Raw genomic sequence first — 13,867 nt, 5'->3', positions numbered from 1 at the left:
AAAACAGATAATTTAGACAGATTTAACCCGATCAGTGTATATAATGACTCTAATTTAACTTAACAGTGGATCGTTTTCCATGTCCGATTGGCCACCAAAACCAGAAAATGAAATTCAAAATACACAACATAATTCGCAAAATATAACTGGCAAAGAATGGCATATTTTAGAAAAAGCCGTTTTAGCCTCTGTAGAAGAACAGCGCCGTGCGCGCCGTTGGGGAATCTTTTTTAAATTTCTCACCTTTGCTTATATTCTTTTTATTTTGGTGTTACTGGCTAAAAGCTGCAGTACATCTACGGCAGATCCAACGGCAACCACCAGCTCACATATTGCGGTGGTTGATATTATTGGTACCATTGCTGCAGACAAGCAAAGCGTGAATAGTAACGATACAATCAAAGCACTCAAGAAAGCCTTTGAAAATAAGCAAAGTAAAGCCGTGGTTTTAAATATTAATTCACCTGGTGGCTCACCGGTTCAATCGGATGAAATCTGGCAGGAAATTCAATATTTGAAAAAAGCCCATGCAGACAAAAAACTGTATGCCATTATTGGTGATACCGGTGCTTCAGGTGCATATTATATCGCCTCTGCTGCAGATGAGATCATTGTCAACCCTTCAAGTCTGGTCGGCTCTATTGGTGTGATTATGCCGAACTATGGCGTGAATGGCTTGATGCAGAAATTAGGTGTTGAAGACCGTACTATGACATCTGGTGAGAACAAAGCACTTTTATCAATGACTCAGCCAGTAGATCCTGCGCAAAAGGCTCATGTACAAGGAGTGCTGGATAATGTGCACGACCATTTTATCAATGCCGTAAAACAAGGCCGTGGTAAAAAATTGAAATCGACTGATCCTGCAATCTTCTCAGGTTTGTTCTGGACAGGTGAACAGGCAGTGAAATTGGGCATTGCAGACCGTACTGGCAGTTTAAATAGTTTGAAACGAGAACTGAAACTGGAAAAAGCAGTAAATTATACCATTGAATATAATCCTTTCGATTCAGTACTAGGACGTATGGGGAGTTCAATTGGACAGGGTTTTGCTAGCTCGATTTCACAGCAAGTCCAATCTGAACAAACGACAAAACTGCAATGAAACCAGTAATCCACTTTGCGCACGCCAATGGCGTGCCATCGAAAGTCTATCAAAAACTGTTTGATGGGCTGAAAGATGAATATGACATTATTTATGTGCCTTTACTGGGTCCGGACAAGCGTTATCCCATAGACAATCACTGGCACAGTCTGACCAATCAAGTGATTGACAGTATTGTGCGCCAGGCTAATGGAAGCAAAGTCATTGGCCTTGGTCATTCTTTGGGAGCAGTGCTGACTTTTCAGGCAGCCTTAAAACGTCCTGAACTGTTTGAGCAGGTCATTATGATTGATCCGCCTTTAATTATGGGGAAAGACGCCTTTGCTTTGCACGTGGCCAAAACTTTAAAGCTGAAAGCCGTAGATAAAATGTCGCCGGCTTCTTTGTCCTTACGTCGCAGAGATCATTGGGAAAGTCGTGAACAAGCAGCTGAATTGCTGCGTCCCAAAGGCTTTTATCAACATTTTGATGAAACCTGTTTCCAGGCCTATATCGATCATGCTTTAACGGAAGACAAGGTGCGAGGCGGGGTGGAGTTGACCATTTCCAAAATGGATGAGGTGAATATTTTTAGAACCAATCCATCATTATGGTGGCTGCCACAGCCAAAACCTCAAGTGCCTGTCCAACTGCTGATGGCGGAACAAGGGCCATTTATTGAGCGGGGCTTTCCGCAAATTGCGAAAAAGAAGTTTGATATTGCATATACGGTTGTTCCGGGAAGTCATATGTTTCCGCTGGAAAAACCGCTAGAGACTGTAGAATTGATCAAGCAACTGATTCAACGGCAGCCGGTATAATTACTGCGCTTGTTAAAAAATAAAGCAATAAAAAACGCATCCTCGGATGCGTTTTTTATACGTTAATATTCTTTAAAACTTGCAGAATTGCACCGGCTCTTTCATTGTCTGACCTCGATACAATACACCCTGTTCAGTATGCTGAATGGTTCCATTACAGATCCATTCCACCACTTGCGGGTAAATGACATGTTCAAGTACATGCACACGGTTGGCAAGACTGCTAACGTTGTCATGCAGATTCACTTTCAACACACCTTGAGCCAAAGCCTGACCTGCATCCAGTTCGGCAGTGACATAGTGAACCGTACAGCCATGCAGTACATCACCGGTGTTAAGTACACGTTGATGGGTATGCATGCCTTTGTAGTACGGCAGCAGGGAAGGGTGAATGTTGAGCATTTTCCCTTCCCAGGCTTTGACAAATTTGGCACTCAGGATGCGCATAAAGCCTGCAAGCACGACCAGATCAACATCCCAATCAAGCAATTGCTGATGCATGACATCATCAAAGGCTTCACGGTTAGGATATTGCTTGTGTTCAATAACGGTAGTTTGAATGCCCGCTTTTGCAGCACGTTCTAAAGCATATGCTTCAGGTTTGTTGGAAATGACCCCGACAATTTGACCTGAGAGATTGGCATCAATCAGGGCCTGCAGGTTACTTCCACTCCCTGAAACAAGGACAGCAATTTTAATCATGCGAAGTACTTATGCAAAAACTACACGGATTTTTTCGTCTGCACCTTCAACAGATTCAGCATTGTCGACGATATGACCCATGGTCCATGCTTTTTCGCCAAGCTGGTTTAGCAACTCAACAGTTTTGTCAGCATCTGCTGCATCAACAGCAAGTACCATACCTACGCCACAGTTGAATGTGCGGTACATTTCAAATTGTTCAACACCACCTTCTTTTTGAAGAAGTTTGAACAGTTCCGGCCATTGCCAAGAAGATTCATTAATCACTGCTTGAGCACCGTTTGGAAGTACGCGAGGTAAGTTACCTGGCAAACCGCCACCCGTGATGTGTGCCATAGCGTGAACATCAACCTGTTTAAGCAATTCAAGAATTGGCTTCACATAAATACGTGTTGGTTCCATTGCTGTATCTGCAAGTGGGCGACCGTCAACAATTTGAGTGAGGTCAACGTTTTTCACGTCAAGAATTTTACGAAGAAGAGAGTAACCATTTGAATGTGCACCTGAAGATGCAACACCCACTAAAACGTCACCCGCTTTAACTTTAGAGCCATCAATAATTTTGCTTTGCTCAACTACACCTACGCAGAAACCTGCAAGGTCATAGTCTTCGCCTTCATACATGCCTGGCATTTCAGCGGTTTCACCGCCTACAAGTGCACAGCCCGCAAGCTCACAACCCGCACCAATACCTGTTACTACATTTGCTGCAACATCAACATTCAAGTGACCTGTTGCATAGTAATCGAGGAAGAATAATGGTTCTGCACCACATACAAGAAGATCGTTGACACACATTGCCACCAGGTCCTGACCAATCGTGTCATGACGGTTCAAATTCAATGCCAAACGTAATTTTGTACCAACACCATCTGTGCCAGATACGAGAACAGGTTCTTCATAACCTTTAGGGATTTTACAAAGTGCGCCAAAGCCGCCTAGTCCGCCCATGACTTCAGGACGAGAAGTACGTTTTGCGACAGATTTGATACGATCGACGAGTAAGTCGCCCGCTTCAATGTCGACACCCGCATCTTTATAGCTTAAACCAGTGTTAGGGGAAGTTGAGTTGCTCATAATGAAGTCTCCGCATTCGCGCCGCGATTATACCCGAATATACGAAACTCTTATGTTATTTATGCGCTAAAATGCTATCTTTATTAAAATATTTTACTGTCTAGAACAAATAAACCGAAAAAAGGCGAGTTTCTATGGTCGATCGCACTTCACGACGCATTTTTATACTTGCAGCAATCGCATTTATCCTTTGGGTTTTGTATCTGCTTAAACCGGTAGTATTACCTTTCATCGGGGCATTTTTAATTGCCTATCTGTTTAGTCCTTTAGTAGATAAGTTACATCGTATCGGTTTGCCGCGCTGGGTGTCGATTAGTGTGGTGTTTATAGGGATTGGGGTCGTATTGACTTGGGCAATGTGGTATCTGGTTCCACTGGTCTGGAAACAGCTAATGTATGCCAAAACCAGTATTCCCGCAGGTATGCACTGGGTGAACTATACTTTCCTGCCGTGGTTGTCGCATACATTTAATCTGGTGCCGATGGAAATAGACACCGAGCAGATGTCCTCGGCCATTATGGATTACATTCAAACCAATTACAGTGCAGACAGTATTCAGGCGGTCGTGCTGAAGGTTGCCCAGTCTGGTCTGAATTTTATTCAAATTGGTGGAACAATAATATTAATTCCAATTATTGCTTTCTATTTCCTGCTGGATTGGGAGCGCATGCTGGACAGTTTCCGTAGATTGATTCCGCGTCCTTATGAAAAGGCAACTTTGAATATTGTCAGTGAATGTCACAGTGTTTTAGGTGCTTTTGTTAAAGGTCAATTTTTGGTGATGTTTTTGCTGGGCGTGGTCTATGCAGTGGGTTTGCAAATGATCGGGCTTGAAGTCGGTCTGATTATCGGCATGATTGCAGGTCTGGCCAGTATTATTCCTTATCTGGGTTTTGCTGTGGGAATCATTGCCGCCGTAATCGCCACACTATTTCAATTTGGTCTGGACTGGACCCATCTTGCCTTGGTGGTTGTAGTTTTCATGGTGGGGCAGATGGTAGAAGGTTATATTCTGCAACCTTTCCTGTTAGGTGATAAAATTGGTTTATCACCAGTTGCTGTAGTGTTTGCAGTATTGGCAGGTGCCCAGCTTGCAGGTTTCTTGGGAATGCTGATTGCCTTGCCTGTAGCCGCCGTCATTGTCGTACTGCTACGTCATGCACGAGAGTATTATGAAAAGAGCCGTGTTTACGGGCACCCTCAAGTGGTGATAGAGAACACTGATATAGGGTCGGTTTCAATTGAAAGCGAACAGATTGATATTGATATTGAAGTCAAAAATCATCCTGCAAAAAATCTGCAAGAGACTGAAAAATCGAGTAAGATTGAATCGATAGATAATAAAGAACCTTAAGGTTAAAACTCATATATGCGTCAACTGCAACTCGATATTGAACCTCAACTGGACGCCAGAATTAGCGATTTTTCTGGGCCGGGATGGGGGCATGTGATCGATGCAGTTCGACAACTCCATGCCGGTTTAATGAACCGCTTTTATGTCTATGGTGGTGCAGGATCTGGCAAGAGTCATTTGCTTTCTGCTATTTGTGATTCCTATCTGGAAATTGGCAAGTCTGCAATTCAGGTTTCACTGCTTGAATTGCTGGATGCACCGACTGAAGCGATTAGCTCATTAGATCAATATGATCTGGTTGCACTGGATGATATCGAAGCGATCAGCGGTGTTCCACATTGGCAAAAAGCAGTTTTTCATTTAATTAATTACAATAATGAAGGTGGTGGACAGCTGGTTTTTTCTTCCCGTATGGCCCCGATTGAATTGAAACTTGAACTTCCGGATTTACAGTCCCGCCTGACTCAGGCAGTCAGTGTCAAGGTACCCTCAGGGAGTTTATATGCTGACCGTTATGCATTGGTGAACTCGGTGTTATCGCGTCGGGGAATTCATATTGACCAGCAGATTATTGATTATTTATTGGCTCATGGGCCTCATCAGACTTCGGTTTTACTGCAAACTTTGGAACAGCTTATTCAGCTATTAAAAGGTGAGAAAATTAAGATTAGTCATGCGAATTTAAGACAAATTTATGCCTTGATCGATGAATATCGGTAAAAAATAAAAAATCTTGAGTAATTACTCAAGCTGTGACAAAGTACAGCAAAATAGTTCGATGTTGCAGGGATGTTGCAACTAAAGAATAAAAAAAATTAAAGAATATAAGGAGAGTAATATGCTCAAACGGAGCATAGGTATAGGGATGTTGTGCTTTGCAGGACATGCTTATAGTGCAGATATTATCGTAAACACGACTGAAGATACTAAAAAAGATGACAAGGAATGCTCATTACGTGAAGCAATAGAATACGTTAATTTGGGGTTGCCGAAAGAAGGTTTTTATGGTTGTGGAGGAGAAAACTCAACTTCAACTATTCTGTTAGATAAATTAAAAGTCTATACGCTGACAAGTAAAATTAATATTACATCAGCACTTAATTTGAAAACTTATTATGAAACCAATGTTAGTGACACAGCTGTTGCCGGCTTAAATAACGCCATTATTCGTATGACAGGCCAAGATCAGGTTTTTAATATTGATGATAATGTCAAAGAACGCGTTATAGTAAACATACAAGAAGTCAGTTTTGAAGGTTGTCAAAAGAGTGTCTGTGCCGATCGCGGCGGTATTTTATATAATAATGAAAACTTGGTCTTAAAGTATGTAAAACTCACGGGGGGAATAGCGCGTTTAGGAGGAGCTATTTATAACGTAGGTGAGAATACCGATGCCGATCTATATAGTAGCCGTGTATCGATTAGCAACAGTCTGATTCAAAATAACGAAGCGATGAGTGGTGGTATTTTATACAGTCAACGTCCAAATTTCACCATCACCAATGTTGTTTTTAAAAATAATAAAACCACTTCGGGCACTGCCAACATTTTTAGTGAAAAGAATATTCTAGACCCATCTAAACTGACCTTTCCTTCTAAGATAAATGTGATTACCAACAGTACCTTTGTGAATAACACAGGCTATGCTGTTAATATTCGGGATGGAATAGGCTTAAATAATCTGACTATTGTTGCAAATACTGCAGGTGTGCAGTTTGAAGCACCAAATGCTCAAGGCTATATGGCTAACAGTATTGTGATTGGTAATCCAAATGGAACAAATAATAATTGCCAATTTAGTAGTGATGATAAAAGTATTTTGCAAAATAACTTGGTTACTTCTGAATGTAGAAGCGGTGATGCCAATTATCCGAATGAATTTTGGACTGGCAATAAACTTTTCGCAGGAGACAGTAGCGAGGGCAGTTGTAAATCACTCATTGCAGACCAAGAAGCCTTACTTTGTCCTTATGCAACAGCAAAAGATACCTTTTTAGGATATATACGGCCACGTATTTTACTTAGTGCAAATAACATGTTTGACACGCTCATTTTAAATAAAGGGCGAGTTGATTCAGATACTGAGCATGTTCAGGTGATCTGTGAAGGATTAGATCAGCGCGATAAGAGCAGAACCACTGATAACAGCTGGTGTGACCGCGGTGCTATTGAGATTATTGTACCCACGACCATTGCACGTATTGGTCAGGACTTAAAAGTAGGTGAAATAGCGAAAATCAATATCTTGCAATACTTGGGTGACAGTGACTTATATCCGAAAGAAAAATGTGAAGCGCTATTGGGCAAACATCCCAATGGTGAACAATGGCAAGATGGCTGTGTATATGTTGATCAAACCTTAACGGAGAGCAAAGGTTCACTGACTTTAGATATTGATGGTAATTTGGTTTACACGCCAAATGGTAGTTGGCGCGGTGCAGATATTTTTGAACTGCGTGTCGTTACATCTTCTACGCGTTTTAATGAAAATAAAAAATATCTGGTGCTTAGTGCAAATATGGTGCAAGAGCAAAGTAATGCTATGGATAGCAAGAGCGTCAAAACATCAGGTGGTACATTTGGGCTGTTGAATTTATTGGCTTTATTAGGTCTGATTGGTCTGCGTCATTATAAGAAATAAAAAGTAGGAAAAAAGTAATGCACAATTATAAAAAAGGATTGCTCTGCATTATGGTTTTATCTGCTATGTCATTAATGGCAGCGGAGGATAAAACCATTAAGGTCACGACGTTTGCAGACGAAAATGGTGAAAACAGTAATGCATGTTCATTGCGTGAAGCAATCATTACTGCGAAAAAAAATATAGGTTATGGGGGGTGTACAGCTGGAAATACGCTTAATGGTGTAGCAGATAAAATTCAATTAGAAGCCGGTACATATAAATTAAGTTCAGAGCTAGTACCGGAATCGGCTTTGGTGATTAGTGGCGTTTCACGTTTTAACTATGATGAAAAAGATAAACTGACACAAAAATATCCTGCATTTGAACAGATAAAAACTATTATTAGCGGTGAAAATCGTTCAAGAATTTTTAATACCAGTATTAGTGAAACCAGTCTAACGCTAAATGATATTCAACTTGAAAAAGGTTATGCTGAAAATGGTCGGGGTGGGGCATTATTACTCGGTGGGGCTTTAAGCTTCAATAAGGGTGCAATTCTAAATTCGAAAGCGGATATTGCAGGGGGTGCAATTTATAATATTGCGCAAAATATTGAAAAAGAAGTCAAGATAAGTAACAGCTTAATTCAAGGGAATCAGGCCAATAAAGGCAGTGTTATTGCAATGGACTGTTACGGCAATCTGGGAGATACCAAACCTGCGGTGACCATTGCTCAAAGCAGTATTATTCAGAATGGTTCGATCGCCAGTGCGAGTGCATTAGATTTTTGTGGTGTTGCAAAGGTAAACTTATCTGCGAATACGATTGCACAAAATATAGCAAACTCAAGTAGCGGTAGTATTTTACGGGCAGTGAGTGACGGTTTAGATCGTTTTAGTCCTTATTCAACTTTAACCGCCATTAGTAATACGATCGTAGAAAATTCAGCATACAGCACCTTTTTATATGATCAATCGGGTAGCAAAGTTTTCGCATTCAATATTCTGGCTTTTAATAATTCGGATAAATCCTGTCGTTATAACTCGGTTAATGGTGTTCCGAGTGAAAAAATGATTTTTGTTGCAAGCAATAATGCCTTGAACTTGGCATCAGGAACAGATCAATGTGTGTTACCTAAAATTACTTTAGAGTCCACAGTTGAAAGTTCGAAAAATTTAGATGTCTCTAGCACTAGTTTTTCTAGCTTACTGTCGAAGATGACGGAATCATCAGCATATAATATGTTCTTGCCTTTATATTATCCAAGAGATAATCAAAGTGCGGCAGATCTAATTGATGTCAATCGTTCAGGTTGTAGTGATTATGATCAACGCGGTTTAAGCCGTTTTTTAGATACGGTTTTACAACTTGAACCAAGCAAAAAGAATAGTTGCGATATCGGTTCGGTTGAACGTATGAATTTATCCGCTATAGATATTACAGATTTAAAAAATAGCTCGATTATTAGTTTACTGGAATTTTATCAGTCTAATATTGATGAACTTAAGGCATTAATTGACGAAGGAGTTAAAAACTCAACCGGAATCAATGATTTTAAAGAGGAATTAGCTCAATACGAAAATCTGTTGAAATATACCAAGCAGCACCAAAAATACCGTGCTATTTATTTTGACCCATTTGTACTGGCGATTCCCGCAGAAGAGCAGGTAAGTGATACATCTGGTGAAGATTATCGCATCAAAAGTTTAAAAGCCGATAACTATACTGTTGAGGTTGAGCCTTATGGCATTGGTACACTCACTGTAACCGATGGTAATGCTGTGCTAAAAGGTGGACTAGATGACTTAAAATGCGAATGGAATGCAGATTTCAAACAGATCATGATCTATCGTACAAGTGGTGAATTGCTTAATACTGCTGATTATGCCTATTGTAAATACACGCTTAAAGAAAAGGGTGGTGAAGCCAAGCAGTCTTCAGGTATTTTACAGGCAAGCTTTGTAAATATTACTCCTGTTGCAAAGGATGATATTTATTCTATTAGTTCAAGTTCTAATCTGGAAGTAACCGTTAATCCTCTGGAAAATGACCATGATAATGGTGATGGCCTGACTTCTACTGTAGCTGCAGCAAAACCGGCATTTTACCAAAATAAACAAGGGCTAGAGATTCCAATCCAAATTGAGAAGTTACCGGCTGGGTTGATTATGACGGCAGAACGCCAGGGTCCTTGTCCGGGTACTGATGCCAGTAATATATGTTATGGTGGAAAATTGCATTTTGCAGTTAAGAATAATCTCAGTCAATTCGATTATCGGGTGACTTATAAAATATATGATGCTGAGGGATTGGGATCAAATACTGCCACTATTTATTTGAACAATACTGCCAAAAATACCAATTCATCATCGAGTGGTGGTGGGTCATTTGGAGTATATGGTGTATTTGCTATTCTAGGTTTAACTTTATATCGACGTTATCGAATGAAATAATAAAAAAGCCGCTGAAGTCAGCGGCTTTTTTGATTTTAATTTTTTAAATATAATCAAATAATTAATGATTTTTAGTCGTTTGTGGGAAATATTTACTGATATATTCTTCGCGAATGAGCGGGCGCTCTTCAGGTGTCGCTTTTTGCATACGAATACCCAATTCTTTACGTTCTTGGCTGCTCATTTTCTGCCAGGTTTCACGCATTTTCTGTTTTTCTTGTTCTGGAAGTTGGGTAAACCAATCCATACGCTGCTGTAAAGTAGTGCCTTGTGCTTCGGGTAATTCTTTGAGCGATTGGTAACGTTGAATGAGTGCACGTTGTTCACTATCGGATAATGTTTCCCAGGTTTCTGCAACTTGTGTATCAGCATCTTTGGAAAAAATCCAAAAACGTTCGAAACCAGCAAAACTGGTTTGTAAAAATCCGAGTGCACAAAAAGCAAAGGCTAATTTTTTAGCTGCCATGTGGAACCTTATCCTCACCTAAAACCATTAACATTTCCAAATCTTCAACCATTTGAGGAGATAGTTTTGGGGTCACTACCACTTGTTGATTTTGCGGTTTTTCTGACATTTCAAAGGAGTTTGGCAATACCACAAATCCTGCAATTGCGGCGGCAAGAGCAAAACCTGACATTTTCCAAAGCCCATAACGAGATGTTTCTCGTGCTTGAATTTCTTCAATGACATGATTCATCACCAGGGGTTTGGCTTTGTGATGTTGTGCGAGCCCATCGAGTTTGGAAGTAACTTGTTTTAAGAAATCATCTTGTTTCATTCGGATGACCCTCCACGATATGGATTCAAATGTGCTAAAGAAGCTTTGAGGCCTTGAATAGCACGGTGATAATGGGTTTTTACACTCCCTTCACTGCACTGCATGATTTGTGCAGTTGTGTGTGTATCAAAACCTTCCCAAGCACGAAGCATAAAAGCTTGCTGCTGGCGAACAGGAAGCTGAGCGATGGCTTCTTTGATTTCTTCGGCAGTCACGGCTTGATTAAGAAAATCGAATGGACTAGGAGTAGTCTCATCGACAATATCATTTAACTCAAGATCGTCATCATCCAGACTGACTTTCTTGAAAAAAGAAAAAGGTTGCACCCGACGAGCTTCTTTTCTGCGCCAGTCTTGCAGTTTATGGTTTAAGATGGTGTAAAACAGGGGATACCATTCATCAGTCGATTTATCAGCATAAGCTTTGTGCAAGGAAATAAATGCTTCCTGTACCAAATCCATCGCGATACCTTGTTGACCTTGAGTCGCACTTTCCATCATGACCAAGGCACGTCCAGTCACATCCTGCATAAAAGTCTTCAGGCGTTGTTCAGCCGTACTCTTCAGAGTACTTAAATTTTCTGACTGAGACTGTTTTGGTGCTGAATCCATAGAGATGGAAAATCCTGTCATTGGATACCCACCATTATTTCCAATTTCATAGTTATATAACGTTGAAAATAATGGTTTGGTTGACAAAAATAATATTATTTTTCTAGTGTAGTCTATTTTTTAACATCCATCAGTGATGTTTAAAATAAAGTAACGAAAGATCAGTTTATAAACGCTGACGAACCATTTCGAAGAAACAGACTGAACCCGCAATAGCAACATTCAGGGATTCTTGTCCGCCGGGCTGGGGTATGGAAACGGCTTGTGCATGTGCAAGGGCGTACTCAGAAACCCCTTGACCTTCGTTGCCTAAAATCCAGACACAGGATTGGGTCAAATCTTTCGTATACAAGCTTTCTGATTCATGTGAACTGGTTACATATACCGGAATCTTGAATTGAGACAAAATATCTTCCAGTGTCACATTTTCATAAGTATGCAAGGAGAAATGTGCCCCCATTCCGGCACGCAGTACTCGTGGTGACCAAAGCGAAGCTGAACCTTTGGTGCAGACAATTTGTCGAATACCGGCAGCAGCAGCGGAGCGGAGTAAAGTACCGACATTGCCAGGGTCCTGAATATTTTCCAGAATTAAGGTGTCTGCCGTGAAATCTAAAGCATGGCGGGAAGTGGGTAAATCGACGATGGCAAGACAAGCCAGTGTGGTGCCCAGCGTACTTAAATCTTTATACAGGGATTCACCAATGACAAAGACTGCACCTTGGTATTGCTCGGCAATACGGTCAAAATCAGGATGGCTTAAAGCCTGTTCGGTGGTAAAAATAGATTTGATTTTTCTATCTTCAGCTAACCAGGCCAGACACAAATGGGTGCCTTCAAGTACGGTTTGACCTTGTTTTTTGCGATATGAATTCTGCTCAATTAAGCCACGCAAGTGTTTAATTTTGGGATTATCTTTTGATTCTAGAAAAATAGTCGGCATGGGAGAATAAATCCACGGAAGCAAGTTATGAGGACTTACTTCCGCTATAAGAAAAATTAATTATGATAGCCAGTTACGAGGTCAACTTCGTTTTTAGAACCAATCACTACAGGTACACGTTGGTGAAGTTCAGTCGGCTGGATGTCCAGAATACGTACGCGACCAGTGGTAGATGCACCACCTGCCTGTTCCATCAGCATACTCATTGGGTTTGCTTCATACATTAAACGTAGACGACCGGCTTTTTTCGGATCTTTAGTGTCATATGGGTACATAAAGATACCACTACGGCAAAGAATACGGTGAATATCACCCACCATACACGCCACCCAACGCATGTTAAAGTCTTTTTCACGCGGGCCTGTTTTTCCTGCAAGCAATTCATCAATATAACGTTTTACCGGTGCTTCCCAGTGACGTTGATTCGATGCGTTGATGGCATATTCTTTAGTATCGGCAGCAACCTGAATATTTTCAGAAGTCATTAAAAATTCTTTGCTTTCAGGGTCGAAAGTAAAGAATACCACCCCAGCACCTACAGTGAGCGCCATCATGGTGGATGGGCCATAAAGCACGTAACCTGCAGCAGCCTGGTTTGTACCAGCTTGCATAAAGTCTTCAGCTTTGGTCACTGCATTTTTAGCAGGTAAAATAGAGAAAATGGTCCCGACACACATGTTGATATCGATATTGCTAGAACCATCGAGAGGATCAAACAATACCAGATACTTGCCGTTTTCTTGTGCAGGAGTGAATTCGTCTAATTCTTCAGAAGCTAGGCCACCCACATGTGGATGAACTTTTAAAGCATTAATTAAATAATCATTTGAAATCACATCAAGTTTCTTTTGTTCTTCACCTTGAACGTTTTCGTGTTGTGCACTCCCTAAAACACCAGCCAAAGCACCTTTTTGCAATAATTGATCGATGTCTTTACATGTATTGCCAATTGTTTCAATAACTTGAGCCAATTCAGGTGTAAGATTCCCGTTTTGTTGTTGTAAATATTGGGAAAGGGTGAGGTATGACATGACAGGAAAGCTCCAATTAGAAAATGATAAAAAATTATCAAATGAATATGGGCAGCTATTTTAGATGAGAACGTGGCAAAAGAACAATTAAACTCTGCTATTTGTCGCGATTTTACTCTTGTAAGTTCTGTGGAAAATGCTATGTTGAGTTCTATAGGTTATGGAAAACGTGATAGGAGCATAATTATGACAACGCAAAAGTTTGATGCGACTCCAACGCCAAATGAAGCTATGAGTTTAGATGATATTTCTGCCGAAAAAGTGAAAGAGGCGTGGAAAGCATATGAAGCTAAACCTGAATACAAAAAATTCAACAAGCATGATCTGATTGAATCCATGCAGCATCCGCAAGAAGCATCTCAGGCATCTGAGAAAGCTTAAAAAAAGC

The 13,867-nt window shown here is 40.6% G+C and carries 14 protein-coding genes; 7 read left to right on the top strand and 7 right to left on the bottom strand.

What is annotated here, in order from left to right:
- The first annotated feature begins 79 nt into the window (after positions 1-79).
- On the top strand, positions 80-1,105 hold the full coding sequence (gene sppA, locus GTU69_RS01645) for a signal peptide peptidase SppA (RefSeq protein ID WP_166167299.1): 1,026 nt from the start codon (positions 80-82) through the stop codon (positions 1,103-1,105).
- Complete coding sequence (locus GTU69_RS01640; protein WP_166167297.1) at positions 1,102-1,905, top strand: alpha/beta hydrolase; 804 nt, start codon at positions 1,102-1,104, stop codon at positions 1,903-1,905. Before sppA ends, GTU69_RS01640 begins: the two co-directional genes overlap by 4 nt.
- A 72-nt stretch (positions 1,906-1,977) precedes the next feature.
- On the opposite strand, the gene purN is transcribed toward GTU69_RS01640, so the two are convergent.
- Positions 1,978-2,607 carry a phosphoribosylglycinamide formyltransferase gene (purN, locus tag GTU69_RS01635; RefSeq protein WP_166167294.1) on the bottom strand — a complete coding sequence of 210 codons (630 nt, stop codon included), beginning with the start codon at positions 2,605-2,607 and terminating at the stop codon, positions 1,978-1,980.
- Positions 2,608-2,616: 9 nt separating this feature from the next.
- Positions 2,617-3,684: a phosphoribosylformylglycinamidine cyclo-ligase gene (gene purM, locus GTU69_RS01630; RefSeq protein WP_166167291.1), complete on the bottom strand. Its 1,068-nt coding sequence runs from the start codon at positions 3,682-3,684 to the stop codon at positions 2,617-2,619.
- Positions 3,685-3,818: 134 nt separating this feature from the next.
- Here purM and cxpE point away from each other — a divergent pair, with 134 nt between their 5' ends.
- The 4 genes from cxpE (at position 3,819) to GTU69_RS01610 (ending at position 10,115) form a co-directional block, all read left to right on the top strand.
- Complete coding sequence (cxpE, locus tag GTU69_RS01625) at positions 3,819-5,039, top strand: chloramphenicol efflux transporter CxpE (protein WP_086196192.1); 1,221 nt, start codon at positions 3,819-3,821, stop codon at positions 5,037-5,039.
- 15 nt (positions 5,040-5,054) lie between these two features.
- Positions 5,055-5,759 (top strand): DnaA regulatory inactivator Hda, encoded by a 705-nt coding sequence (gene hda, locus GTU69_RS01620; protein ID WP_166167288.1) that lies wholly within the window; start codon positions 5,055-5,057, stop codon positions 5,757-5,759.
- Positions 5,760-5,877: 118 nt separating this feature from the next.
- Complete coding sequence (gene rbtA / locus GTU69_RS01615) at positions 5,878-7,680, top strand: rhombotarget A (RefSeq protein WP_166167285.1); 1,803 nt, start codon at positions 5,878-5,880, stop codon at positions 7,678-7,680.
- A 17-nt stretch (positions 7,681-7,697) separates the two neighbouring features.
- A complete protein-coding gene (locus GTU69_RS01610; RefSeq protein WP_166167281.1) occupies positions 7,698-10,115 on the top strand; it encodes a CSLREA domain-containing protein in 2,418 nt (805 codons plus the stop codon).
- Between the two features lie 61 nt (positions 10,116-10,176).
- On the opposite strand, the gene GTU69_RS01605 is transcribed toward GTU69_RS01610, so the two are convergent.
- From GTU69_RS01605 to GTU69_RS01585, 5 genes are all read right to left on the bottom strand, one after another.
- On the bottom strand, positions 10,177-10,581 hold the full coding sequence (locus GTU69_RS01605) for a DUF3106 domain-containing protein (protein ID WP_086196188.1): 405 nt from the start codon (positions 10,579-10,581) through the stop codon (positions 10,177-10,179).
- Positions 10,571-10,894 carry a hypothetical protein gene (locus GTU69_RS01600; protein WP_166167277.1) on the bottom strand — a complete coding sequence of 108 codons (324 nt, stop codon included), beginning with the start codon at positions 10,892-10,894 and terminating at the stop codon, positions 10,571-10,573. The genes GTU69_RS01605 and GTU69_RS01600 overlap by 11 nt, the downstream gene beginning before the upstream one ends.
- Positions 10,891-11,505, bottom strand: coding sequence for an RNA polymerase sigma factor (locus GTU69_RS01595; RefSeq protein ID WP_086196186.1), 615 nt, complete (start codon positions 11,503-11,505; stop codon positions 10,891-10,893). The genes GTU69_RS01600 and GTU69_RS01595 overlap by 4 nt, the downstream gene beginning before the upstream one ends.
- Positions 11,506-11,671: 166 nt before the next feature.
- Complete coding sequence (locus GTU69_RS01590; RefSeq protein WP_166167274.1) at positions 11,672-12,448, bottom strand: RNA methyltransferase; 777 nt, start codon at positions 12,446-12,448, stop codon at positions 11,672-11,674.
- 56 nt (positions 12,449-12,504) lie between these two features.
- Positions 12,505-13,479, bottom strand: a complete 975-nt coding sequence (locus GTU69_RS01585) for a class 1 fructose-bisphosphatase (RefSeq protein ID WP_166167271.1) — start codon at positions 13,477-13,479, stop codon at positions 12,505-12,507.
- Positions 13,480-13,665: 186 nt separating this feature from the next.
- Between GTU69_RS01585 and GTU69_RS01580 the strand changes: the two genes are divergently transcribed.
- Entirely contained in the window at positions 13,666-13,860 is a 195-nt protein-coding gene (locus tag GTU69_RS01580; protein ID WP_086196183.1) for an NF038105 family protein, read from the top strand.
- Positions 13,861-13,867 lie beyond the last annotated feature (7 nt).

The sequence above is a fragment of the Acinetobacter sp. SA01 genome (assembly GCF_011319235.1).
GTDB lineage: Bacteria > Pseudomonadota > Gammaproteobacteria > Pseudomonadales > Moraxellaceae > Acinetobacter.
The sequence above is the reverse complement of the archived record's forward strand: the minus strand, read 5'-3'. Positions and strand labels throughout refer to the sequence as shown.